This window comes from Chitinophaga flava (assembly GCF_003308995.1).
In the GTDB taxonomy this organism is placed as follows: Bacteria; Bacteroidota; Bacteroidia; order Chitinophagales; family Chitinophagaceae; genus Chitinophaga; species Chitinophaga flava.
In genome coordinates this window covers 2540644-2566191 of the sequence record NZ_QFFJ01000001.1, presented here as the reverse complement: position 1 = coordinate 2566191, position 25548 = coordinate 2540644, and the positions used below count along the sequence as shown (strand labels likewise).

General features: G+C 46.6%; 22 protein-coding genes and 1 tRNA gene. 13 read left to right on the top strand and 10 right to left on the bottom strand.

The genetic code is table 11. The features are described from left to right. The first annotated feature begins 115 nt into the window (after positions 1 to 115). The 4 genes from secA to DF182_RS10235 all read left to right on the top strand — a co-directional run bounded on the left by secA (position 116) and on the right by DF182_RS10235 (position 5845). The gene (gene secA / locus DF182_RS10250) at positions 116 to 3433 is read left to right on the top strand and encodes a preprotein translocase subunit SecA (RefSeq protein WP_113615532.1); all 3318 of its coding nucleotides are present in this window, start codon (positions 116 to 118) and stop codon (positions 3431 to 3433) included. Positions 3434 to 3544: 111 nt separating this feature from the next. Next, positions 3545 to 4222, top strand: coding sequence for a deoxyribose-phosphate aldolase (gene deoC, locus DF182_RS10245; protein WP_113615531.1), 678 nt, complete (start codon positions 3545 to 3547; stop codon positions 4220 to 4222). A gap of 20 nt (positions 4223 to 4242) precedes the next feature. Further along, positions 4243 to 4683, top strand: a complete 441-nt coding sequence (locus DF182_RS10240; RefSeq protein ID WP_113615530.1) for an SPOR domain-containing protein — start codon at positions 4243 to 4245, stop codon at positions 4681 to 4683. Beyond that, a complete protein-coding gene (locus tag DF182_RS10235) occupies positions 4667 to 5845 on the top strand; it encodes a M20 metallopeptidase family protein (protein WP_113615529.1) in 1179 nt (392 codons plus the stop codon). The genes DF182_RS10240 and DF182_RS10235 overlap by 17 nt, the downstream gene beginning before the upstream one ends. Positions 5846 to 6005: 160 nt before the next feature. Here the strand turns inward: DF182_RS10235 and DF182_RS10230 are convergent, their stop codons facing one another. The 5 genes from DF182_RS10230 to DF182_RS10210 all read right to left on the bottom strand — a co-directional run bounded on the left by DF182_RS10230 (position 6006) and on the right by DF182_RS10210 (position 10454). Further along, positions 6006 to 6746: a hypothetical protein gene (locus DF182_RS10230; protein WP_113615528.1), complete on the bottom strand. Its 741-nt coding sequence runs from the start codon at positions 6744 to 6746 to the stop codon at positions 6006 to 6008. Position 6747: 1 nt separating this feature from the next. Further along, positions 6748 to 7119, bottom strand: coding sequence for a GntR family transcriptional regulator (locus tag DF182_RS10225; protein ID WP_113615527.1), 372 nt, complete (start codon positions 7117 to 7119; stop codon positions 6748 to 6750). A gap of 12 nt (positions 7120 to 7131) precedes the next feature. Next, positions 7132 to 7935, bottom strand: a complete 804-nt coding sequence (locus DF182_RS10220) for a hypothetical protein (protein ID WP_113615526.1) — start codon at positions 7933 to 7935, stop codon at positions 7132 to 7134. Positions 7936 to 7940: 5 nt separating this feature from the next. Next, complete coding sequence (locus DF182_RS10215; protein ID WP_113615525.1) at positions 7941 to 8774, bottom strand: ABC transporter ATP-binding protein; 834 nt, start codon at positions 8772 to 8774, stop codon at positions 7941 to 7943. A 402-nt stretch (positions 8775 to 9176) separates the two neighbouring features. After that, positions 9177 to 10454, bottom strand: coding sequence for a serine hydroxymethyltransferase (locus DF182_RS10210; RefSeq protein ID WP_113615524.1), 1278 nt, complete (start codon positions 10452 to 10454; stop codon positions 9177 to 9179). A gap of 180 nt (positions 10455 to 10634) precedes the next feature. Between DF182_RS10210 and DF182_RS10205 the strand changes: the two genes are divergently transcribed. After that, entirely contained in the window at positions 10635 to 11627 is a 993-nt protein-coding gene (locus DF182_RS10205; protein WP_113615523.1) for a sugar phosphate nucleotidyltransferase, read from the top strand. Between the two features lie 35 nt (positions 11628 to 11662). Continuing rightward, positions 11663 to 12607: an NAD(P)H-dependent flavin oxidoreductase gene (locus DF182_RS10200; protein WP_113615522.1), complete on the top strand. Its 945-nt coding sequence runs from the start codon at positions 11663 to 11665 to the stop codon at positions 12605 to 12607. Positions 12608 to 12687: 80 nt separating this feature from the next. Here the strand turns inward: DF182_RS10200 and DF182_RS10195 are convergent, their stop codons facing one another. From DF182_RS10195 to DF182_RS10180, 4 genes are all read right to left on the bottom strand, one after another. Beyond that, positions 12688 to 13998 (bottom strand): ABC transporter permease, encoded by a 1311-nt coding sequence (locus DF182_RS10195; RefSeq protein ID WP_113615521.1) that lies wholly within the window; start codon positions 13996 to 13998, stop codon positions 12688 to 12690. Positions 13999 to 14016: 18 nt separating this feature from the next. Then, the gene (locus DF182_RS10190) at positions 14017 to 14961 is read right to left on the bottom strand and encodes an ABC transporter ATP-binding protein (protein ID WP_113616841.1); all 945 of its coding nucleotides are present in this window, start codon (positions 14959 to 14961) and stop codon (positions 14017 to 14019) included. A gap of 54 nt (positions 14962 to 15015) precedes the next feature. Continuing rightward, complete coding sequence (locus tag DF182_RS10185) at positions 15016 to 16575, bottom strand: NAD(P)/FAD-dependent oxidoreductase (protein WP_113615520.1); 1560 nt, start codon at positions 16573 to 16575, stop codon at positions 15016 to 15018. Between the two features lie 146 nt (positions 16576 to 16721). Then, on the bottom strand, positions 16722 to 17105 hold the full coding sequence (locus tag DF182_RS10180) for a DUF3127 domain-containing protein (protein WP_113615519.1): 384 nt from the start codon (positions 17103 to 17105) through the stop codon (positions 16722 to 16724). Between the two features lie 556 nt (positions 17106 to 17661). Here DF182_RS10180 and dnaA point away from each other — a divergent pair. The 6 genes from dnaA (at position 17662) to DF182_RS10150 (ending at position 22447) form a co-directional block, all read left to right on the top strand. Then, on the top strand, positions 17662 to 19095 hold the full coding sequence (gene dnaA, locus DF182_RS10175; RefSeq protein WP_113615518.1) for a chromosomal replication initiator protein DnaA: 1434 nt from the start codon (positions 17662 to 17664) through the stop codon (positions 19093 to 19095). Between the two features lie 110 nt (positions 19096 to 19205). Then, positions 19206 to 19739: a hypothetical protein gene (locus tag DF182_RS10170; RefSeq protein ID WP_113615517.1), complete on the top strand. Its 534-nt coding sequence runs from the start codon at positions 19206 to 19208 to the stop codon at positions 19737 to 19739. 474 nt (positions 19740 to 20213) lie between these two features. After that, positions 20214 to 20302 (top strand) — tRNA-Ser (locus tag DF182_RS10165). A gap of 115 nt (positions 20303 to 20417) precedes the next feature. Next, positions 20418 to 20999, top strand: a complete 582-nt coding sequence (locus DF182_RS10160) for a suppressor of fused domain protein (protein ID WP_113615516.1) — start codon at positions 20418 to 20420, stop codon at positions 20997 to 20999. A gap of 149 nt (positions 21000 to 21148) precedes the next feature. Further along, positions 21149 to 21700 carry a GNAT family N-acetyltransferase gene (locus DF182_RS10155; RefSeq protein WP_113615515.1) on the top strand — a complete coding sequence of 184 codons (552 nt, stop codon included), beginning with the start codon at positions 21149 to 21151 and terminating at the stop codon, positions 21698 to 21700. A 339-nt stretch (positions 21701 to 22039) separates the two neighbouring features. Then, positions 22040 to 22447, top strand: coding sequence for a GreA/GreB family elongation factor (locus tag DF182_RS10150; protein ID WP_113615514.1), 408 nt, complete (start codon positions 22040 to 22042; stop codon positions 22445 to 22447). Positions 22448 to 22556: 109 nt separating this feature from the next. On the opposite strand, the gene DF182_RS10145 is transcribed toward DF182_RS10150, so the two are convergent. Further along, positions 22557 to 22889: a hypothetical protein gene (locus tag DF182_RS10145; RefSeq protein ID WP_147243405.1), complete on the bottom strand. Its 333-nt coding sequence runs from the start codon at positions 22887 to 22889 to the stop codon at positions 22557 to 22559. 260 nt (positions 22890 to 23149) lie between these two features. Here DF182_RS10145 and DF182_RS10140 point away from each other — a divergent pair, with 260 nt between their 5' ends. After that, positions 23150 to 25501: a TonB-dependent receptor gene (locus tag DF182_RS10140; RefSeq protein WP_113616840.1), complete on the top strand. Its 2352-nt coding sequence runs from the start codon at positions 23150 to 23152 to the stop codon at positions 25499 to 25501. Positions 25502 to 25548 lie beyond the last annotated feature (47 nt).

The window sequence follows — 25548 nt, the reverse complement described above, 5'->3', positions numbered from 1 at the left end:
AGCCCGCAGCCTCTGTGCCACAGGCTGGAAGCAGGGAAAAACCAACTGACATAGCTTCAGGCCGGGACGGGGAGACGTTAGAAACAAAATTGTAATTCGTAATTAAACATTCAACATGTTAGGTTTTTTAACAAAACTTTTTGGGGGGAACAAATCTGACAGAGACATCAAATCTGTCACTCCAATAGTGCAGCAGGTCAATGAGGAGTATGGAAAGCTGCAGTCCCTGCCTATCGACGACCTGCGTCATAAAACACAGGAGTTCCGCGAGCGCATCAGCGCCCACCTTGTCAAAATCGACCAGGAGATCAACGAGAAAAAAGAAGCGGCAGAAGCCGTAGAAGATATAACACAGAAAGATACCATCTATCAGGAAATTGATATTCTGAAGAAAGACCGCGACAAACAGCTGGAAGTAGTCCTGAAAAGCCTGCTGCCTGAAGCTTTTGCTGTAGTTAAAGAAGCTGCCCGCCGTTTTGCCACCAATCCTACCATTACTTCCACCGCAACAGCGCTGGACCGCCAGCTGGCCGTAAGAAAGGACTATGTGACCATCGATGGCGATAAAGCTATCTGGAAAAACAACTGGAAAGCCGCCGGCAACGAAGTGACCTGGAACATGGTACACTACGACGTTCAGCTGATCGGTGGTACAGTACTGCACCAGGGTAAAATCGCGGAAATGGCCACTGGTGAAGGTAAAACACTGGTATCTACCCTGCCCTCCTACCTCAACGCCCTCGCTGGTGAAGGGGTGCACGTGGTAACCGTGAACGACTACCTGGCCCGTCGTGACTCCGAGTGGAATGGCCCACTGTTCGAGTTCCTCGATATCACCGTTGACTGCATCGACAAACACCAACCCAATACTCCGGAACGCCGGAATGCCTACCTGGCAGACATCACCTACGGTACCAACAACGAATTCGGCTTCGACTACCTCCGTGACAACATGGTACACAGCCCGGATGAAATGGTACAACGCAAACACCACTTTGCTATGGTGGATGAGGTGGACAGCGTACTGGTAGACGATGCGCGTACACCGCTCATCATCTCCGGTCCTATCCCCCGCGGTGAAGAACAGGAGTTCCACGCATTAAAACCACGTATCCAGTACCTGGTGGAAATGCAGAAAAAAGCAGCCAACCAGTACCTGCTGGAAGCTAAAAAACTGATCAGCGAAGGTAAAGACGACGCGAAAACCGGTGGTCTGGCCCTGATGCGCGCCTGGAGAGGCTTGCCAAAAAGCAGTGCCCTGATCAAATATCTCAGCGAGCCTGGTATCAAAGTATTATTACAGAAAGCTGAAAACTACTATCTGGCAGACCAGCAAAGGGAAATGCCGAAAGTAGATGAAGGCCTCTTCTTCGCGATAGAAGAAAAACAAAACAGCGTAGACCTGACAGAAAAAGGTATCAGCCTGATCACCCAGGGCGGCGAAGATCCTAACTTCTTCGTGATGCCTGACGTAGGTTCTGAACTGGCGGAAATTGAAAAAATGTCAGTTTCCCCTGAAGAAAAACTGCAACGTAAGGAAGTAATGCTGCAGGATTATGCCCTGAAGTCAGATCGTATCCACTCCGTTCAGCAGCTGCTGAAAGCTTATACCCTGTTCGACAAAGATGTGGAATACGTGGTAATGGACGGTAAAGTGAAGATCGTAGACGAACAGACAGGTCGTATCCTCGATGGCCGCCGCTACTCCGACGGCCTGCACCAGGCGATCGAAGCCAAGGAAAACGTGAAAGTGGAAGCTGCCACCCAGACCTTCGCTACCATCACTCTGCAGAACTACTTCCGTATGTACCATAAGCTGGCCGGTATGACTGGTACAGCTTCTACTGAAGCCGGTGAGTTCTGGGAAATCTACAAGCTGGATGTGGTAACCATCCCCACCAACCTGCCTATCTCCCGTCTGGATTCAGAAGACCTGGTATACAAAACCAAAAGAGATAAGTATAAAGCTGTTATAGAAGAAGTCAAAGGTCTGCAGGCCAAAGGACGCCCGGTACTGGTAGGTACTACCTCCGTAGAGGTGTCTGAGTTGCTGAGTAAGATGCTGACTTTCGAAAAAGTACCGCACAACGTACTGAACGCCAAACAACACGCCCGTGAGGCCCAGATCGTGGCCGAAGCCGGTCTGCCCGGTGCAGTGACCATCGCCACCAACATGGCGGGTCGTGGTACGGACATCAAACTCGGACCTGGTGTGAAAGAAGCGGGTGGTCTGGCCATCATCGGTACAGAAAGACACGAAAGCCGCCGCGTAGACAGACAGCTGCGTGGTCGTGCCGGTCGTCAGGGTGACCCCGGAACTTCACAGTTCTTCGTTTCCCTGGAAGATGACCTGATGCGTATGTTCGGCTCCGAACGTATCGCCGGCCTGATGGACCGTATGGGCTACAAAGAAGGTGAAGTGATCCAGCACAGTATGATCACCCGCTCTATCGAAAGAGCCCAGAAAAAAGTGGAAGAAAACAACTTCGGCATTCGTAAACGCCTGCTCGAATACGATGACGTAATGAATAAACAGCGTACCGTGATCTATGCCAAACGTAACCACGCCCTGTTCGGCGAACGTCTGGCCATCGATACCGACAACGCTTTCTTCGATGTAGCAGAAAATATGGTCATCACCCATAAAGAAAGCGGCGACTACGAAGCTTTCAAAATGGACGCCATCATCAACTTCGCTATCGATGCCAACATCACCCAGGAAGAACTGGTCCGTACAGATGTGCCTACACTGGCTTCCAGACTGTACCACCAGGCGCTGGAAAACTACCGCCGCAAAGTGCAGGATATCACTTCCAACACCCTGCCGGTGATAGAACGTATCTACAACGAACAAGGTCACCATATTGAAAACATCTCCATCCCATTCACCGATGGTAAAAAAGGTGTTAACGTACTGGCCAACCTGAAAAAAGTTGTGGAAACAGATGGCCACGAAACCATGAACGCCCTGGAACGCAGCATCACCCTGGCTCTCATCGATGAAGCCTGGAAAGAACACCTGCGTGCTATGGACGAACTGAAACAGTCTGTTCAGGGCGCCGTATACGAACAAAAAGACCCGCTGCTGATCTACAAACTGGAAGCCTTCAAACTGTTTAAACAGATGGATGGTGAAACCAGCCGCGATATCGTTTCCTTCCTCTGCAAATGCGGTATACCTGTAAGCCAGGACCAGGACAGACAGGAGGAGCAGATCCGGGAAGGCCATGAGGAAAAAACCGATATGAGCCGCATGCGCGCTTCCCATGAAGATATCATCGAACATAACGGTCATGAGGTAGCAGCTCCGGAATATGATATGCCGGAAGAGAAACAAGAACCGGTAAGAGTAGGCCCTAAAGTAGGCCGCAATGATCTCTGCCCCTGCGGTAGTGGCAAAAAATTCAAGAACTGCCACGGTAAGGACTTGTAATCATTGATTTTACAACATATTTAAGGCGGATTACGGATGTAGCATTTCCCAATGTGAAATACGTAATCCGCTTTATTGTTTATTTTTGGCTCCGATTTTATACTACTTGTCATGAAGATTAACCGATATATTGATCATACCATCTTAAAACCTACCACCACCCTGGAAGACATCAAAACGTTGTGCATGCAGTGTGTGGAATATGATTTTGCTGCTGCCTGTGTGCCTCCTTTGTATGTGAAAGTGGCGAAGCAGTTTCTGGGCGCCACCAATACCAAAGTGGCTACCGTTATCGGTTTCCCCTTCGGTTATTCCGCCATCGAAGCCAAAGTGGCGGAGACAGTACTCGCCATCGTAGACGGAGTGGATGAACTGGACGTCGTCATCAATATCACTGCTGTTAAAAACAACGACTGGGAATATCTGGAAAAAGAGATTGCCAATCTGATGTATATCGTCCGGGAAAAGAAAAAAGTGATCAAAGTGATCATCGAAAGTGGCATATTATTGGAAGAAGAGATCGTTAAGTGTTGCCAGCTCTACAGCAAGTACGGCGTGGATTTCGTGAAAACGTCTACGGGGTATGCGGAAAAAAGCGCTACGGTGGAAGCCGTAAAACTGATGAGGGCCAATTTACCTGATAACATACAGATCAAAGCATCCGGAGGTATTCGTACCTTTGCTTTTGCGAAGGAACTGATTGAAGCCGGCGCTACCCGTATCGGCGCCAGTGCCAGTGTCAACATTGTGAAGGAAGGTGGAGTGGCTACAGCTGACAGTGATTATTAATTCTTAATTATACAGTATTCATGCAAAAATTATTCATCCTGGTTTGCTGCCTGTTGGGAAGTAGCTGGGCCATGGCGCAGGACTATGCGCAGGCTGGCAACGGAACCGTGAAAGTGACCAAAGACCCGCGCCTCGACGTATTGATCAGAAAACAGATCTATATCAATACCCTGGCGGTCCGCAGTCAGTCCGGCTTCCGGGTACAGGTTATCTCCACCAACAAACGCGGCGATGCCAATGAAGCCAAAGCCCGTGTAATGCAGCTGTACAACGATTACCGCACTTACATGGATTATCAGGCACCCTATTTTAAAGTACGCGTAGGCGATTTTAAAACACGTGAAGAAGCCTCCGAACTGCGCGACAAATTATCCAGCCTCTTCTCTGGCGGTGTATTTGTAGTACCGGCTATCATCAACGTGTCACCGGATAAAGAACTATCAAATGAAGAACCGTATTAAAGAGCTGGCTAAAGCCTATGCCCCCGCCTTCGTAGAGATCAGGCGGCATATTCACTCCCATCCCGAATTATCTTTTCAGGAATATAATACCTCCGAATTTATCCGGCAGCAGCTGGATAAATTTGGTGTTCCCTATAAGGCTGGTGTTGCCGGTACCGGTATCATAGCATTGATAGAAGGGAAAAATCCAGCATCCAAAACGATCGCGCTGCGCGCTGATATTGATGCACTCCCTATCACGGAGGCCAATAATGTACCCTACAAATCTGTCAATAATGGCGTGATGCATGCCTGCGGACATGATGTACATACCACCGTAGTGCTGGGTGCTACCAAAATTTTAAATGAGCTGAAAGACGAACTGGAAGGGACTATCAAAATACTGTTTCAGCCCGGAGAAGAAAAACACCCCGGCGGCGCCAGCATCATGATTGAAGAAGGTGCGTTGGAAAATCCGCGCCCCGACGCTATCCTGGGCCTGCATGTGCAGCCCAGCATGGAAACTGGCAAACTAGGTTTCTGCGCCGGTAAATACATGGCCAGTGCCGACGAGATCTACATCACCGTGAAAGGCAAAGGCGGTCACGCTGCACAGCCACACCTGACTGTAGATACCATCCTCGTGGCATCTCAGCTGGTGGTGAGCCTGCAGCAAATCATCTCCCGCAATAACAATCCTTTCTCTCCTTCAGTGTTATCTATCTGCGCTTTCAATGGTGGTTTTACGACCAACGTAATCCCCAGCGAAGTAAAGCTGATGGGCACTTTCAGAGCAATGGATGAAACCTGGCGTTTTAAAGCGCATGAGCTGATCCGCAAACAGGTGATGGGTATTGCTGAATCCCTGGGTGCTGAAATAGATGTCGAAATACTGGTTGGGTATCCTACCTTGTATAATAATGAAGAGGTAACTGCCAAAGCACGTGGTTTTGCAGAGGAGTATCTCGGCAAACAACAGGTAGAAGATACCGAATTAAGAATGGGCGCAGAAGATTTTGCCTTCTATTCACAGATAGTACCGGCCTGTTTCTTCCGCCTGGGTACCGGCAATGTGGAAAGAGGTATCACTTCCGGTGTGCATACACCTACCTTTGATGTGGATGAAAGAAGCATAGAGATAGGAATGGGCACCATGGCTTATCTTGCAACTCAGTTCAAATAACAACAATTGCCATAAAAATAATAAAAGCGTCCTGATGAACATCAGGACGCTTTTTATTTATGATTAACTTTAGTGATGAAGGAACGAGTGGAAAATCATCCCTGTTATGAAATAGTAAAAACGTATATGCTTTCACGTTATCAACTATCTTTATTAATATTTATTTTATTTGTTTGATGTTTTGAATGCTGTTGCCCTGGATGTACATCTCCCTTAAACTGTCTACCTGTATGTCTCCGTATTTGTAGGATGCGCCTAAACGAAGTTTGCTGGCCTTGTCCAATCTTATTTTCAGGCTGTCTGTCAGGGTGCCTTCAGATATGTCCAGCGTGCTTTCGATGCCACCTGAAAAAGAGAGGGAGCCTATCCTGCTGTCGTTAATATGAGTTGTTGCATGTGGGCCGGTTATGATTGTCAAACGGTCCTCTTTCATTTCATCTATACGCAGATGAGAAGAGGGAGCGATCACCTGTTCTATCTGTGGAGCGGTGAGGTGTATATCTCCTGAATTATATACCAGTAAAAACAAGGTGTCGCCGGAGTTCCTGAATTGTACCTTGTCGCCGGTGTTGGTGGTCAGTACATATTTATCAGCCTGTCTGATGTTGAGATAACCTTTATCCCATACACTGCTAACGGTGGTGGTGGTACTGCTGTTGTTGCCCTGGCGTACTTCCACTGCTTTGGTGGAATCCTGCTGTGGGGCGCCGGAAGCGGTGGTTACCAACACCACTTTAAAGGGTGGCAGGGTGGTTGTGATGGGCTTGTTTTCCCCCGACCGATCGTGGTCACTATTGGTAATTCCCTTGCTGTAATTGGCTCGCAGCACAATGTCTGTACTTAACATCAATAACACGACCAGTCCTAAAAAGCCGAGGAATAATTTATTGCTAGTTTTCATGTTATTTGAAATTAGATTTTTTAAATTTTTCGTAGTACGGTTTTAGCTCGTCCATATCGATGTCTAGCAGATACATGCTGCGAAACAGGCTGGGCAACTCGTTAGTGATAAAGGATTCTTTTTTGAACTGCCTGATTTTTTCAATGGCATCGCTGCTGATGAAGTAACCGATGCCTCTTTTGTTGTAGATGATTTCCTGTTGCTGTAGCAGCTCGCAGGTGCGCATTACGGTGTTGGGGTTGACTTCCAGGGCAACGGCCAGTTCTCTTACTGAGGGTATGCGTTCTTCTGGTTGCCATTTGTTGAGCAGCACCTGTTCGCATATGTAGTCTGCAATCTGCAGATAAATGGCTTGTGAATCTTTAAATTCCATCTCATAAAATTTTTAAATTTCCTTGTCCTTTAACCGGAAATAGGCGATGGTCCACAGAACAGGGGCCAGTACATACTCGGCAATGAAGGCATAGCTTTTAATCATCTTTTCTGAGATGATAAACATCTCGCTATTGTACACTCCACCTTTTGTCGCTACCAGGAGGAATGGCACCTGCTGGAAAGGATAGTACATTTTGTTGCCAAAGAGTATCCATACAAAAATGGTGTTGAGGAGATACAGTCCGCCGAGGATTAGCAGCGTAGTGACAAATGTTTTGAAGAAAGCCAGTCGCTGAAAAGAGATAGCTCCCAGCAGGAAGACGGCATGAAGGAAAACATATCCGTAGTAAAAATATATCGCTCCGTTTTTGGTGTTGAAGAATTCCCAGTTACGTGCCAGTCCCATCCCGGTTTTAGAGCGCACCACATTATCGATGGCGAAGAAGCCAATAGATGCACAGAGATTGTACACTAGCAGGAAGCCTATACTGGTAATGAGAAACATGCTGATATATTTTTCAAACAGAGAAGCGGGCAACATGAGAAAGTGTACGCCTTTTTCCTTGTTGATGAAGTCGGTGAAAGACATGCTGGTAAAGAGCATTCCGGCAAAGAAGAGTCCCACATAATAAAAACCAACGAGGTCAGTCATCCGGTTGGGGATGTTGCCTGTCACCAATATGAACAGGGGAAATAGCAGCATAATACCAAGGATGGCGAGCGTGCCCAGCATGTAGGATTTCCAGGACGCCAGCAGATGTTGCCGGAGATAAAAGCCGAAGCGGCGGAAGTCCAGTACGTTGTTAGGTTGCATATTAATTAGTTAAAGAGTTCCTGAATAGATTGACGGTTGGAGAGAATGGCGTTAAAGAGCAGTTCCATATCGATGCGGCTTTGTTCCATGTTCACATTTTTCATGACTACGGCATGGCCGCGCAGGTTGCTATCGGCATATAATACCGGCAGCCGGTCGTCGAGTTGAGTCAGCAGTTTGAAGCTGAGTTTGTCAGTTACGCTGCCTACGCTTTGATTGAAGATGATTTTGTGATCATCGATGATGACGATGCTGTCTATCAGATTGTCGAGGTCCCTTACCTGGTGGGTAGAGATGACGATGCACTTATCATCTGTAACAGCGGCTGCAATCACTTTGCGGAACTGGCTTTTGGAGGGGATATCCAGGCCGTTGGTAGGTTCGTCCATGATGAGCACTTTAGTGTTGGTAGCCAGGGCGAAACTGATGATCACTTTTTTCTTTTGTCCGTAAGACATGTTGGTGAGCTGCTGATCCTGTGGTATCGCAAACTCTTTAAGGTAGCTGTAGAAAGCCTGTTCATCGAAGCGGGGATAAAAAGGAGCATAAGATTTCACATAAGTGTGGATGCTGACCTTGGGCAGAAAGAACTCTTCCGGTACCAGGAATACTTCCCGGAGTAATGCTGGTTGCCTTTGGGCAGATGTATAATTTAAGACCTTACAGGTCCCCCCGTCGGGGAATAACAATCCGGCTATCTGTTTGAGCAGCGTGGATTTGCCGGCGCCGTTTTTACCGAGGAGGCCATATATATGACCAGCTTCCAGGTGGAGGTTGAGATCCTCGAACAGGGGCCTGTTTTGGCGGTAGCTGAATTTCAGAGATTGGATGTGAATCATTTTCTGTGATTTAGTGTACTACTTAACTAGTGCACTATAAAAGTACAACATCTTCTGAAAAATCAAAAAAAATTTCTGGTAGAAATATTAGTCATCTACCTAAATCATTCAGTATCAGAACAAAAAAAATAATAAGCAGGCAGAGGCCTCAGCCGTGTCCATGGCCTGTTTTATCAAGTTATGGGTGGGCGGAAGTTCGGTAGGTTCCCCGGACATTTATCAGGAATGGGTATGATATAGGAAGTTCAGCGGTGTTGTTGAATGGTTTCCGCGCATAACAGATGCTGGCCTGTCAATAGGACCTGAAGATGCTGGGAACAACGCTATAAAAAGAAAGCGGTTGTCTTACAGAAGACAACCGCTTAAAAGAATATATGTCACTGCACCGAAGGCGCAGCAGTCTTACAGTTCAGGATACAGCGGGAATTGCTGCATGAAGCCGTTTACTTCGCCTTTGATTTTAGCGATGAGGGCATCATTGTCAGCATCCAGGAGCAGCTGGTCGATCCAGTCAACGATCTGTTCCATGTGACCTTCTTTAAGGCCGCGGGTAGTGATAGCAGGTACACCTACACGGATACCGGAAGTGATGAAGGCAGATTTATCATCAAATGGTACCATGTTTTTGTTGGCGGTGATTTCTGCTTTTACCAGTGTTTGTTCTGCTTTTTTACCGGAGATATTTTTATTGCGCAGGTCGATGAGCATCAGGTGGTTATCAGTACCGCCGCTGATGATCTGGTAGCCTCTGTCCACGAAGCTTTTCGCCATAGACTGTGCATTTTTCAGGATCTGTTTGGCGTATACATCGTATTCATCAGACAGGATTTCGAAGAAAGACACGGCTTTGGCAGCGATCACGTGTTCGAGCGGACCGCCCTGGATACCAGGGAATACAGCAGTATCGATGAGAGAGCTCATGAGACGGATTTCGCCTTTCGGAGTTTTCAGACCGAATGGATTTTCAAAATCCTTGCCCATCATGATCATACCACCGCGAGGACCACGCAGTGTTTTGTGGGTGGTAGTAGTAACGAAATGACAGTGTTCAAATGGAGAGTTGAGCAGTCCTTTGGCGATCAGGCCTGCAGGATGCGCGATGTCAGCGAGTACGAAGGCGCCCACCTGGTCAGCGATTTCGCGGATACGTTTGTAATCCCAGTCGCGGCTGTAAGCAGAAGCACCACAAACGATCAGTTTTGGTTTTTCACGCTGCGCGATTTCTTCCATTTTATCATATTCTACGAGGCCTGTTTCTTTGTTAACACCATAGAAATGAGGCTGATAGAGCTTTCCGGAGTAGTTTACGGAAGAACCGTGGGTAAGGTGTCCGCCCATGCTCAGGTCGAGACCGAGGATTTTGTCGCCTGGCTGCAGGATTGCAAGCATCACAGCTGCATTGGCCTGTGCGCCGGAGTGAGGCTGCACGTTGGCATATGCCGCACCAAATATTTGTTTGGCCCTGTCAATAGCCAGTTGTTCGCTCTGGTCTACTATTTCGCAGCCTGCGTAGTATCTTTTGCCAGGGTATCCTTCGGCATATTTATTCGTCATCACATTACCCATTGCCTGCATTACCTGCAAGCTGGTAAAGTTTTCAGATGCGATCAACTCAATGCCATGGCGCTGACGCTCCAATTCCTGGCGGATAATATCAAATATTTGCTGGTCTCTTTGCATGATGCCTAAAAATTTGTGCAAATTTAGAATAAAGCCCGATGAAATGCAATTATGAGATTTACGGATTTTGACTTTTTTGAATTTTAAAACACATAAAACCGGTAAAAAGTCAAAATCCGTAAATCTTCATAATTTGTCCTATTTTCGCGGCATTCGGAGCTTATCCTAACTACAACGTACATGAAGGCAATAATACCTGTGGCAGGTGCAGGCACTAAACTCAGGCCACATACATATACACAACCCAAAGCATTGATTCCTTTAGCTGGCAGAACCATATTGAGTATCATTGTGGATCAGCTGGTGGAAGCAGGCATCACGGAATTTGTTTTTGTTGTAGGTTATCTGGGTGAAAAAATCCAGCACTACGTAGAAAAAAAATATCCGCAGCTGACTTGTCATTTTGTGCAGCAGAATAGCAGGGAAGGTACCGGACATGCCATATTACTGACCCGCGAAGTAGTGGGTGAAGATGAAGTACTGATCGTATTGGGAGATACTATCTGTGAATGTGATTTCAAAGAAGTCATTGCTTCTCCTTATTCTATATTAGGTCTGAAAAAAGTAGATGATCCGCGTAACTTCGGTGTGGCGGAAGTAGACGAAAACGCACATATTACCCGTGTAATAGAAAAACCTCAGATACCTAAATCCAATCTTGCCCTGGTAGGCCTCTACAAAATAAAGGAAAGCAAAGAACTGTATGATTGCCTGCAAGCCAATGTTGACAATCATATCAAGTCGCATGATGAGTATCAGCTGACCGACGCACTGGAATGTATGATCGAACGTGGTGTACGTTTTAATTCATTCAAGGTGATCAACTGGTTTGACTGCGGTCGTAAAGACACACTGCTGGAAACCAATGCTATCCTGCTCAAAAAATACAAACTGGCCAACAATCCGGTGTTGCCTTATGAGAACACAATCATTATCCCACCGGTAAGTATAGGAGAAGGATGTAATATCAAGAACTCCATCATCGGTCCTAATGTGGCCGTAGGCGATAATACCGTTATTAACTACTCTATCGTAAAAGACTCCATCATCGGTTCTTTCAGCAATCTGTATGAAGTGGTGCTTAAATCTTCGCTGATAGGCAGTGATGCTAACATCAGAGGGCTCAGCCAGAGCCTGAATATAGGCGACAATACAGAGATCGATCTGGGCTGAGCCGGTTGTAAGGCTTTTCGCCTTATATTCGTTGCATGAACCCGATTAACACTTTATTTGGGATACAGTATCCGATCGTCCAGGCGGGCATGGTATGGGCCAGCGGATGGCGTTTAGCCAGTGCCGTGAGTAATGCCGGCGGTCTGGGCCTCATTGGAGCAGGCAGCATGTACCCTGATGTGCTGAAGCATCATATTCAACGCTGTAAGGAAGCCACCAACAAGCCATTCGGCGTGAACGTGCCACTGTTATATCCTGACATTGACCAACTGATCAACATCATTCTGGAAGAGAAAGTACAGGTAGTATTTACCTCTGCCGGCAATCCCAAAACCTGGACACCGGTGCTGAAAGCCGCTGGTGTAAAGGTGGTGCATGTAGTATCCAGTTCCGCTTTTGCATTAAAGAGTGAAGCGGCCGGCGTAGATGCCGTGGTAGCCGAAGGTTTCGAAGCCGGCGGACATAATGGCCGGGAAGAAACGACTACCATGGTATTGGTGCCCGCAGTATGTGAAAAAGTGAAGATACCCGTGATCGCCGCAGGAGGCATCGGTTCTGGAAGGGCTATGGCAGCGGCTTTTGCACTGGGAGCCTCCGCGGTGCAGATAGGCAGCCGTTTTGTAGCTACCCCCGAAGCTTCTTCCCATATCAATTTCAAACAGGCAGTGGTCAACGCCAAAGAAGGCGATACCATGCTCAGTCTGAAAAAACTCACACCAGTACGACTGATAAAAAATCATTTTTATGAAGCTGTGAGAACAGCGGAAGATAAAGGCGCCGATATCAACGCATTACAAACATTGCTGGGACGCGCCCGCGCCAAAGCAGGTATGTTTGAAGGCAATATGGAAGAAGGTGAGCTGGAAATAGGTCAGGTGAGTGCACTCATACATGAGATCATGCCGGCAGGTGAGGTGGTAAAGCAGATCTGGACAGAGTTTGAAGCTGTCCGCCGTCAGCTGGGGACGAATCACTTCTGATAATTTTTTGTAGTAATAAAACGAAAAAATGCCTTTCCCACCGGGAAAGGCATTTTTTCATATAGTCAATACTGTTATACTTATCCTTTCTTGAAAATCCATCTCAGCGCTTCTTTCATCGTCACTTTTTTACCATACAGCAGGATGCCGGTGCGGTATATTTTGCCGGCGGCCCAGGTAGTGAAAACGAAACCACCTATCAGCGATAACATCGACAGAATCAGCTGCCAGTAAGGAACCGTACCGGGAACACCATAAGGCAGACGTGCCATCATTACCATCGGTGAAGTAAATGGAATAATACTGCCCCATACAGCCAGCGAGCTGCCGGGATCATGTACAGCTTTCATCATGACCATAATACCAATGATGATCGGTACAGTGACAGGGAAAGTAAGCTGTTGAACATCGCTGGCATCTTCATTGGCCAGACTGCCAATGGCAGCAAACAATGAAGAGTAGAAAAGATAGCCACCAAGGAAATAAAACAGAAAGCAGGACAGCAGCAAACTCCAGTTGATACTGCCTACCACGTCAGAGATACGGCGGAAAGCTTCTGCTGCTTCTGCGTTATTACTCTGTGCCATCATACCACCCTGACTGGCAGTCTGTATGCTTTCAGGAGAAATGAACAGCGGAATCACCGTATAGATCACACTGATCAGCAGCCCCCATATCAGGAACTGTAACAGTCCTACGGCTGCAATGCCAACGATTTTGCCCATCATCAGCTGAAAAGGTTTTACGCTGGAGATCATTACTTCCGCGATGCGGCTTACTTTTTCTTCCATCACACCACGCATCACGGAGGTGCCGAAGAGCAGCAGCACAATGTAGATAATGAAACCACTGGCATATCCTACGCCATAGGCTACCCAGGCATTGCCTTTCTTTTCATCATCACCGCTTTTAAATTCTACAGAGACGTTGGAACGGATAGCGTCCAGTTTGGCCCTGTCGATACCTTCCAGCTCCATGCGCTTTTTTTCGATGGCGCGGTTGATGTCGCTGTTAATGCCGGTTTCAAGGGAGATGCCGGCTTGTCCTTTGCTGAAGTAGGTTAAACCGGCAGGCCGGTTGATATCAATATTGGGGATGTACAGGATACCGGAATAGCCTTTTTCCTCGTAGTGTAGTTTGAGGCTGTCGAGGTTGGCGCCGGGCAGGAATTTAAAATATACGCCTTGTTTATCAGGCAGGTTGTTGTTGAAGATGCCGCTTTCATCGATCACGGCAATTTGTTTGCTCTCGTTGCCGCCGACAGCCAGCAGGATGGGGATAATGATCATAGCGGCAAAGGCCACTGGCACCAGTAATGTTACTACCAGAAAAGACCGTTTGCGAACGCGGGTAAGGAATTCCCTTTTTATGATAAGCCAGATTTTATTCATAGTTGTAAGTCAGGATGATCAGGCAGGTTGCTGCTCCACTGTGGGGGCATTTTCCGTTTGTTGTACCTGGGTGATGAATACTTCGTTGATAGAAGGTAAGATTTCTTCAAAATAGGTGACAGGGATATTCTGATGGATGAAGTGCAGGAGTATATCGTTGGTGCTGCTGTCTTCATTCATTTTTACCGTGAAGGCTTTTTCATTTTCGTGGATTTCTACGATTTTGAAGTGGTAGGTAGCCATCTGGGCGGCATTGGGCATTACGCCAAGGCCTATACGGAAGAGGCCCTGCTTGAACTCCTGTTTGATTTGTTTGACGCTGCCATCCAGTATTTTATGGCCTTTGTTGACCAGCATGATATGATCACAGATTTCTTCCACCTGTTCCATGCGATGGGTGGAGAAGATGATGGTAGTACCTTGCTGACTGAGGTTAAAAATTTCCTGTTTGATCAGGTTGGAGTTGATGGGGTCGAGGCCGGAGAAAGGTTCGTCGAGGATGAGCAGTTTAGGATCATGCATGATGGTGGATATAAACTGCACCTTTTGTTGCATGCCTTTACTGAGCTCGTCCACGCGTTTGTTCCACCAGGAATTGATATCGAACTTATCGAACCAGAACCTGATTTTCTGCATGGCTTCTTTTTCGCTGAGGCCTTTGAGGCGGGCGAGGTAGAGGGTTTGCTCGCCGACTTTCATTTTTTTGTACAGGCCTCTTTCTTCGGGCATGTAGCCGATGAGGTGAATATCTCGTTGCGGGTCGTACTGCTGGCCATTGAGCCGGATCGTGCCTTCATCGGGATAGAAGATACCGGTGATCATGCGCAGCAGGGTTGTTTTTCCCGCTCCGTTAGGGCCAAGAAGGCCGAAAATACTGCCTTGCTGAATATCAAAGCTGATGTCATCTACTGCTTTGTGCGTGGCATAGTATTTTTTCAGGTTTCTTACTTCAAGTAGATTCATGATGAAAAAATAACAATTAATCATGAATAATGGATCATTCCGGAGGGGATGATTTTACTGAAGTTTTCTAGCAATTATATCGGCTACACGTTCCCCGTCCATGGCGGCAGACACGATACCGCCGGCATATCCGGCACCTTCTCCGCAGGGATAGAGTCCTGCCAGCTGCGGATGTTCGAGTGTATCGTTGTCGCGTGGGATCCGCACGGGTGAAGAAGTACGTGATTCTGTGGCAACGAGGATAGCGTTGTCTGAGTAGTATCCTTTTATTTTCCGGCCGAATGCTTTGAAAGCGCCTGCCAGCCGCTGGTGTACAGCTGCGGGTAATACGGTGCGCAGGTCTGTGCTTTTGACGCCGGGCAGGTAGGAACATTCGGGCAGGGAAGACGATACTTTTCCCTTCACAAAATCTGTCATGCGTTGTGCGGGAGCTACAAAGAGTCCTCCGCCGGCGATGAAGGCCTGTTTTTCCACAGCCTGCTGGTAATACATGGCGGCGAGCGGGCCATGGTGGGCAAACGGAGCGAAGTCGGATTCATCTACGGTAACCACCATGCCGGAGTTGGCGAAGGGGTTGTTGCGTTTGGAAGGAGACCAGCCGTTGACAACCAGTTCGCCGGGATCTGTAGCAGCCGGGGCGATGATGCCGCCGGGGCACATACAGAAAGAGAATACGCCGCGGCCTTCCACTTGTTCCACCAGGCTATAGCTGGCAGGGGGAAGGTATTCACCACGGAGGTCGCAATGGTATTGGGCGCTGTCTATCAGCTCCTGTGGATGTTCTACCCTGACGCCGAGGGCGAAGGGTTTGGCTTCGAGCAGGATGTTTTGCTGATGGAGCATGACAAATATATCCCTGGCAGAGTGGCCGGTGGCAAGGATTACCTGCTTTGCTTCGAATGTTTGGCCGGTGGCGGTTTTTACGCCGGTAACAGCGCTGTTGTGTATAAGCAGGCTGCTGACTTTTTGTTCGAAGTGGACTTCTCCGCCTGCGGCGATGATCTGTTCACGCATAGCGGTGATGATATGCGGGAGTTTATTGGTACCGATGTGGGGATGGGCATCGATCATGATTTTTTCTTCGGCGCCGAAGTGAACGAAGATATTGAGGATGCGGTTGATATCGCCGCGTTTGTTGGAGCGGGTGTATAGTTTGCCGTCTGAATAGGTGCCGGCGCCGCCTTCACCGAAGCAGTAGTTGGATTCGGGATTGACGATACCGGTTTTATTAAGGGCGGCGAGGTCGCGGCGGCGGGCGCGTACATCTTTTCCGCGTTCGAGGATGACAGGTTTAATACCTACCTCGATGAGGCGCAATGCCGCGAAAAGGCCGGCAGGGCCTGCTCCGGCGATGATAACGCTGGGTGCGTTGGCCGGGAGTTGTTTATACACCGGGTGTGCATGAACTCTTTCATGGAAAGGTTCATTCACAAATACGAGCAGGGTAAGGATGAAATAGACTTGTCTGGAACGTGCGTCTATAGAGCGTTTGAGCAGGTAGTAGCCGGTGATGGCGGTTGGTTTGACACCTAACGCGGCCGCGGCCGCTGTTGTAATATGGGACGGATGAGCTGCATCGGCTGGTGTCAGCTTCAGGGAGACTTGTTGTTGCATGAAAAAACTAGTTAGGGAGTTATCCTAAAAAGAGTTATAAATTATAAAATTTGCATGGTTAGTTTATAACGAAGAGCTTAGCGGATAATGTATATATAATCATTATACGCTAAGCTCTTGGCAATAAGGTGTTGTTCCGGGATGGATTAAAACGGCAGATCGTCGCCACCATCGTTGCCACCAGCGGGCATTTGCGGAGTATTGTAGTTAGGCATTGGGTCTGAGCCGGCAGGAGCGGCCATTACAGATTCCATACGCCATGCATCCAGGTTGGTGATGTAGTTAACTTTACCATCTTTTTCCCATCTGGTACCTTTGATATTGAAATAAACTTTAACGTTTTCACCTTCATTGAACCGGTCAACGATACCTGTACGGTCCTGTACGGACTGGAATTTGATATAGTTGTTGATAACACGGCCATTGATATCATCGGATTTCTCGATAACGAACTCTCTTGTTTTAAAAGTTTCGCTGCGTTGTACCGTGTTGTACTTCACAATCAGCTTTCCGGTAATTTCAAAACTCATAAAAATTTAATTTAAAATTCAGAAGGATCAAAGATACAGCATTCGGCCAAGTGCGGGCAAATATTTTTTATTTAAACCCTGCGCGGGATATATAAAAAAATTGTCTGGTAATAACTAATTACAAACACATTTTTTTAAATGGAGATACTAACATAGTTTTGCACCCTCGCAGAAAAAATTGTGAATATCTCACCTGTTTTCTGCGCTGGATTTTTTTGCGATGAGAAGGTGCGATATTATTTTATCAGGTATATATCCATATTTATGATAAAAAGGACAATGAGAGAGACAAAGATGTTGCTAATCAACAGTATTTATGGTACTTAAAACAGTGCAACGTTAGTGCTGTAAAGCACTGGCAGCAGGGCATGACACAGTATTGACACACTGTTGTCCGGAGAATATAAACAAGGGTAGATAAATTTTTTTTTTCAACATTTTCTACAGATATTCGTCGTCCTGTCTGAAAATTTTTCAACATCCTGCGTTGAGGAATTTAGAATTCGAGAACTAAGCAGCATCCTTAATTAAGAAACAACTAATTTATTTTATCTCAATGAATAAAACTTGCGAACAAGTTTGGGAAAGGTGTCTTAATATAATTAGGGATATTGTGGAATGGCAGCCGTTTAAAACTTGGTTTGAACCTATTAAGCCCATTAAACTTGAAAACAATGTTTTAACCATCCAGGTCCCCAGCCAATTCTTTTATGAATATCTTGAAGAGCATTATGTGGGATTGTTAGGGAAAACAATTAAAAGAGAATTAGGTAAAGAAGCCCGGTTGGAATACCGCATTGTAGTGGAAAACGGTACACCACACCAGCATCCCAGAACGGTCAACATGCCGACGCAGTTTGTCAAACCCCAGAAAGATAATGAGGTTGACTTCCCGCTAACAATACATAATCCGGTTAAGAATCCTTTTGTAATCCCTGGTATCAAACGGGTACAGATAGATTCGCAGCTCAATCCCAACTATACGTTTGACGCGTATATTGAAGGAGATTGTAATCGTGTGGCTCGCCGTGCAGGAAAAACGGTGGCAGAAAAACCAGGTGGTACTTCCTTCAACCCACTCGTTATTTACGGTGGTGTAGGATTAGGTAAAACACACCTCGCACAGGCCGTGGGCAATGAAGTAAAGCGTATTCATCCGAATAAGGCTGTACTGTATGTGAGCGCGGAAAAATTTATCAATCAGTTTATTGATCACTCTAAAAATAATATCATCAACGATTTCATTCACTTCTATCAACTGATAGATGTACTGATCGTAGATGACATCCAGTTCTTTGCCCGCGCAGAAAAAACACAGGACGCGTTTTTCGCGATCTTCAACCATCTGCATCAATCCGGCAAACAACTGATCCTTACCTCCGATAAAGCGCCCAAAGACCTGGACGGTGTGCAGGAACGCCTGCTGAGCCGCTTCCGCTGGGGCCTCAGCGCCGATATCCAGATCCCTGATTTTGAAACCAGAATGGAAATTCTGGAACTCAAAATGAGAAATGATGGATTGGAAATGCCTAAAGAAGTAGTGAAATACGTGGCCTATAATATCCAGACCAACGTACGTGAACTTGAAGGCGCTCTTATCTCCCTGCTGGCACAGTCTTCCCTGAACCGCAAAGAGATTGATCTGGAACTCGCTAAAAGAGTACTGAAGTCTTTCGTCAAAACTTCTTCCAAAGAAATCACCATCGAAAGTATCCAGAAAATGGTCTGCGAATACTTTGATGTACCATACGACAAACTGCTGCAGAAAACACGCAAACGCGAGATCGTACAGGCGAGACAGATAACCATGTACCTGGCAAAATCATTTACAAAAAATTCACTGAAAACCATCGGAGAACACTTCGGCGGAAGGGACCATACTACCGTGATCCACAGCTGTCAGACCGTAAAAGACCTGATGGACACCGATAATAATTTCCGTGACAGCGTCATCGAATTACAGCAAAAAGTACAGCTGGCTGCTATGTAAAGCCAATCCCCATGACCTATTTATGTAATGCCGTTCCTCCACAGGACGGCATTACTTTTATAACGAAGTATTGTCGTATTTTACAGGTTATGTCGACTTAAACCCTTTCTATGAACATTCGCATCGTCATATGGGCTATCCTGTTAATACTGATCATTTATTTGTTTGGTTATCAGATCTCTGTTCCTGCTTATCATGAAGACAGACTTATGGTGTCCCTGGCTGGAGGGCTGCTGACCGCATTGTGCCTGGTGCAGACGGTACGCGCGTATCATGTCATACCAGAAAAAGGAGATAAAAACCGGCGTTATATACTGTACTTTTTGTGGGGAGCCGCTGCTATTGTTGGCAGTGTGGTCTTCTATCGTATTAGCAGCCAGCGGGAAGAAAAGCTGTTTGCAGAACATGGCGTGACAACAGCAGGTACCATCGAAGGTGGGATATATCGTACTCACCGGGGTGGTGCGACCGAAAATATAATCGTCCGTTTTACCACACGCGATAAAAAACAACTCGAACTATATGGCTACAGAGCCGGAGAAGCTGGGAAACCGCATTACAAAGACGAGCCTGTGGGAGTGGTCTATCTCCCGGAATATCCTCATATTTACCGGTTGGTCTATGATAACAGCACCCGTCAATAAGTGTTGGTAGCAGCGGAAAGTTGCTGGTAAAAGAGCTGGAGATAATGCCGGATGCTATCCGCCTGAACCGGATAAGTTTCGCTGGCTGAAAAATAAGGACAGCCAGGCGATGCGATCATACTGCATCCCGGAAAAGAAGTGTTTTTTCTGGCAATGGATAAATCATTCTCCCGGGAAAATCCCTTTTTTATGATGTTCTATAAAAAATAAAAAAGCTGGAAGGCAAATTAAAATAGAAAAGGCCGGCGGCGGATTTAAATTATTGGGGGACACCCGGAAACCCTTTACCAGAAAGCGTTTTGTTCGTTGCTGGTGCAGCATGAAAGGCAGAAATTGGCCACGCTGATCCACTGTCGCCTGCTCCGCTCACCCTCCTGAAATCCGGTATTTCAGAAAATTTTTCAAAAAAAATAGAAATGCTTTTGGTGAATATAAAACTTTTCCTATTTTTGCAACCCCTTCAGGGATATACACGGTGAGGTGCCTGAGTGGCCGAAAGGAACGGTTTGCTAAACCGTCGTACGGGTTAAACTGTACCGAGGGTTCGAATCCCTCCCTCACCGCAGAAAAGGGACCAATCAGCTTCATGATGATTGGTCCCTTTTTCTTTTGTATAAAATTCTGATATTACCCCGAGGGCTTTCGTAAAAAGAGAAAAATTGATATCAAGGATATTCGATGCAGATACCAGATTCCAGACAATATATAAACCAGCTTGAACAACACTACCAACAATATTTTGGTGTGGAGGGAAGAAAAAATATACTCGATAAAGGCCCCAAAGAAAAACTGCATCCTGACTTCTATGTACTTGAAATCCCTCCCAACAGCCGCCACAACGCATTTGTTTATTGTACTGTAGGGATGTCTGCCGACAGAATGGATGACAACCTGATTGAGTTATTTGTATTTTCCCCAAAGGCTGATCATAAGCTGGTAGAATTGATGACATACTGTGCGTCCTACCATAGAACTGGTCGTCCCTTAAATATTCATCATACAGTCAATGTGGGTCAGCCGTGGTTGGATAGCTCCGTATGTGATCATGCTTTCATATCATTACCTTACCTCGACAAAGACGACCTGGCATTTTTTAACTTCGAGGGCCGTCAGATTCATTGTTATTGGCTCATTCCAATCACAAAGGAAGAAAGAGATTATAAGATTGAAAATGGTTGTGAAGCTTTAGAACAATTATTTGAAGAGAAACAACTGGATTATCTGAATCCTGACCGGAACTGCCTGATTACAGGGAAATAACCTGGTTAAACCCGTTATCTTCCGCTGGCTCCATTCAAAACACACACAACTGTTGTGCCTGTAAACCGGACTATCCGTTTTCTCCCGATTGGTGTACAGGTATCATTTATATGAAAAGTAGTTTTGCATAGAAATTGAATCCTACTGATATGAATATAAATACACAACCTACCCTCGGGAATGATGACCTGCAGTTAATACCCCTGCAGGAATCGGATTTTGAAGCCCTTTACGAGACAGCTTCCGATGAAAAGATATGGGAGCAGCATCCGAATAAAGACCGCTGGAAAAGGGACGTATTTCAGCTTTTTTTTGAAGGTGCCATAAAAAGTGGCGGAGCCTTTAAGATCATTGATAAAAAAACAGGTGCAATAGCCGGAAGTACCCGTTTCTACGATTATAATCCATCCGACAACACTATCTTGATCGGCTATACGTTTTATGCAACCTGTTATTGGGGCAAAGGATTAAATCCTGTGGTAAAGCACCTGATGCTGGATTATATTTTTCAGTATGTGGATAGTGTGTATTTCCATGTAGGTGCTTCCAATGTCCGTTCACAGATAGCAATCACCAGGCTGGGTGCCAGGAAGGTGAGAGAAGAAGATGTTGCTTATTATGGCGAAGCAACAAGACATAATTTTGTGTATCAGATTACCAAAGAAGAGTATACCGGAAAACAGGCGACAGATAAGGCTTAATGGAGAAGTCTCCGTTTTTCAGTATCTTTATCGTTCGTGAAAAATCTTTTTTCCATATTCATTTTCTTCTCTCCTGCCAATCTCTTTCAACTGGCAGGCGTTACGCCATTCATCAGTGGCAGACTTTACGCCTTTTCAAATTATAAAGACTTCAATAATTAATCCCCGCTCCGTTGGTTACTGACGGAACGGGGATATTTATGTATGGCCCGCACATCCAGGTGCGGTGGCCGTTGCGTGTTTGTTGCCTGTCATAGCGGGCGACTGCATGCCTGTTGACCGTTGCCGCCACTCCGGTGTGCAACCGGGAATCTATTGTCTTATAATACGTATAACATCATGACTACTGCAAATAAAACATCTCTCCTGCTGTTGAAAAAAGATTATGAATTGTTGCTGGACCATCTTAAAAAAAGTACTCCGGAACTGATGTATGATCAGCATTTGCAACAGGCACAACTGGAAAAGATAAACGGTGCCAGTATACTCGGCACAGAAGAATTTCCCAACAGTGTTTCCCGTTTGTATTCTACGGTTATCATCCGTGACACGGTAAACCGGATTAATCTGGAATACAAGCTGGTGCCGCCTGGTGATGCCGACGAGCATGACGGAAGTATTTCCGCGCTGTCGTTGTTTGGCCTGGCGCTGATGGGGTTACAGGAAGGTGAAAGTTTTACCTGGCAATTGTCGGGCAGAAAAAAATACTACGCTGTAGTAGCGGTGAGGAACAATGCATTTGTGTAGCCGGTAAGGAATGACCCGATGAACCCATGTTGACGGTTGAAATATAAACCTGCCTGCGGGAAGGGTATATTTCAGCCGTCAACAGTTCTTCAGGGTGAATATTGCGGGGTTAATGTTTCCGCCGGGACTTTTTCTTTTCTGTTGTTATTTTTTCAGATGTCCCGTTACTCCCGTAGTTACCGCCAATGCTGTCATTGGTCCGGCTGTTTCGAACAATGTCAGGTATACCGGCCGCCAGGTTTTCGGCCAGTGGTTTGAAGAGGTGGGCACGTACATTGCTCTGGCTGTCGAGTAGTTCCTGCAGCCGTATTACTTCAGGGCTCGCCCACATTTCTGCCAGAAAAAGGCTGTCCCGTTGCCGGGGTGTGTTTGCAGTCTCACTGTTTTGTGCAACAGCCTTCATGGAAATAGAACAAACAAGCATGAAAACGATCTTTTTCATAATCTCAATAGTCGATTGATTCATCACGGTTTGTATTCCCGCAATAATGGTGAAAAAAAGGGTGTACGATTATCTCATAGGAGGTATAGAGAATAGCTAGTTGGTAATGCTCCCCAAAAGTACAATCACCTTACGCAGTGTATTTACGTAATCCCCCAAAAAGTTAAAATTCCCGAATACATAAATCCCCGGTCTCAAAAATTCCTGAATTGATCAACCTCCCGGCCTTTCTGCATCTACCTTTGCAAAAATTTTACGGCATGAGCATTATTATCAGAAGTATCCTGTTGTACACACTGATCTGTTTTCCTTTTCTGTTATCGGCGCAATCCGGTACCGGCAGTATCTCCGGTAAAGTGACCTCGCAGGACAACCAGCCACTGGAGCTGGTATCTGTGTCGCTGCCTGCACTGCAGAAAGGAACACTTACCAACAACACAGGAGACTATCAGCTCAATGCCATCAACCCCGGAAAATATACACTCCGCATACAGATGCTGGGTGCTACAGAAAAGGACTTCACGATTGAAGTCACCGCAGGACAGACCACCGTGCTGAACTATCAGCTTCCCAAAGAAAATATACAGGCACTGCAGGAAGTAAGAGTGGTGGGCAACGCTAATAAATTCTCCAAAAAAGAAAGTATTTATATCTCGCGTCTGCCTTTAAAAAACCTGGAGAATCCACAGGTATACAATATCGTTTCCAAAGAGCTGATAGAAGAACAGATGGCGGTAGATCTGGGCAGTATCTCCCGCAACGTGCCCGGAGCTGGTATCCCCATGCTGGCCAACCAGGGCAGGGTTACCTTCCGCTCCCGTGGCTTTGAAACAGAACCCAATGCCCGCAATGGCGTAGCCGGTGCAGCTTTTGCTGCTATAGATCCGGCTAACCTGGAACGGGTAGAAGCCATTAAAGGACCCTCTGCCACCTTGTTTGGTACCAACGTGTCCAGCAGTTACGGCGGCCTTTACAACCGTGTTACCAAAAAGCCTTACAACGGCTTCGGCGGTGAAGTGGCCTACTATGGCGGCAGCTGGAACTTCAACCGGCTAACGGTAGACGTGAATACTCCGGTGAATGCAGACAAAACCATGCTGTTTCGTTTTAACGGAGCTACTACCTTCGAAAAAAGCTTCCAGGACATGGGTTTCACCAGAAGCCTTAGTCTGGCCCCCAGCTTCTCCTATCAGATTACTGATAAACTCTCCTTGTTGCTGGATGTGGAGTTTGGTCAGGCGAAAGGAACTTCAGTAGTACGTTTTAACCCTTATACGGGCAGCAATAAACGTCAGTCCATCGCTGATATGGGCTTCCCCTATAACCGCATGTTCCTGGGCAATGATATCGCCTATCAGACACAGATGATGAACATCTTTGCACAGGTGAATTATAAAATATCTTCCAACTGGACTTCCCAGACCCTCATCTCCCGTGCACGTTCTTCCATTGATGGATATATTACTGCGCTGAACGGTCGGTCCGACTCTACCCTACGTGCGCAGGTGATGGTAGGATATACCGCATTTATTGCTACTGATATTCAACAGAATTTTATTGGTGATTTTAAAATCGGTAGTCTCCGTAACCGCCTGGTGGTGGGGCTGGACTATTACAATAATTCCAACTCTTTCGACAGGGTTTCTGTCAACGGGCCTACTGTCAACTTTATCAATCCGGGCACGGCTTACAAAACCAGCCGTGCGGCCATCGATGCGCTGGTACCTACTGGTACTCCGCGCTATGAAAACAACGGTGATAATACCTATGCCGTTTACGCTTCTAACGTGATCAACTTCAGTGATCGGCTGATAGCTATGCTGAGCCTGCGTTTGGACCGTTACGAAAACCAGGGTGTATACAACATCAGTACTGGTGTTACTACTGGTAAATACGGTCAGACTGCCCTGGCACCCAAGCTGGGTCTGGTATACCAGGTAGTGAAAGACCGCGTGTCTTTGTTTGGTAACTATATGAGCGGATTTCTGAACAAAGGTGGTTCTGATGCCAATGGCAACCCCTTCAAGCCCGAACAGGGCAATCAGCTGGAATACGGTGTAAAAGCCGATGTGCTGGACCATAAGCTGGTAGGTACTATCAGCTACTACGATATCCGTGTAAAAGACGTACTTCGCATTGATCCCAATGATGTCAACTATTCCATTCAGGATGGAACACAACGTAGCAAAGGAGTGGAAGTGGAAGTAACCGCTGCGCCGGTAGCCGGCCTCAATATCTTAGCCGGTTATGCCTATAACGACAGTAAATACACGAAAGCAGATAAATCTGTGGAAGGACTGAGGCCAGCTTTGTCCGGCCCCGACAAAATGCTGAACTTCTGGGCCAGCTATCGTTTCTCTCAGGGGCGTATAAAAGGGCTGGGACTGGGTTTGGGCGGGAATGCCGGTAGTGCGTCTTATCAAACCAATACCCAGACTGCCCAGGTGATCATTCCGGCATATACAATACTCAATGCCGCACTGTTTTATGATTATAGTAAATTTCGTATAGGCTTCAAGGTTGACAACCTGACAAGTGAAAAAGCCTGGTCAGTAAGGCTCACACCACAAAGCCCGGCACGCTTTACCGGTAGTGTGAGCCTGAAGTTCTAGTGAGGTCTTTTCTTAGAATGATACAGGTAGTATCCCTTCATGATATT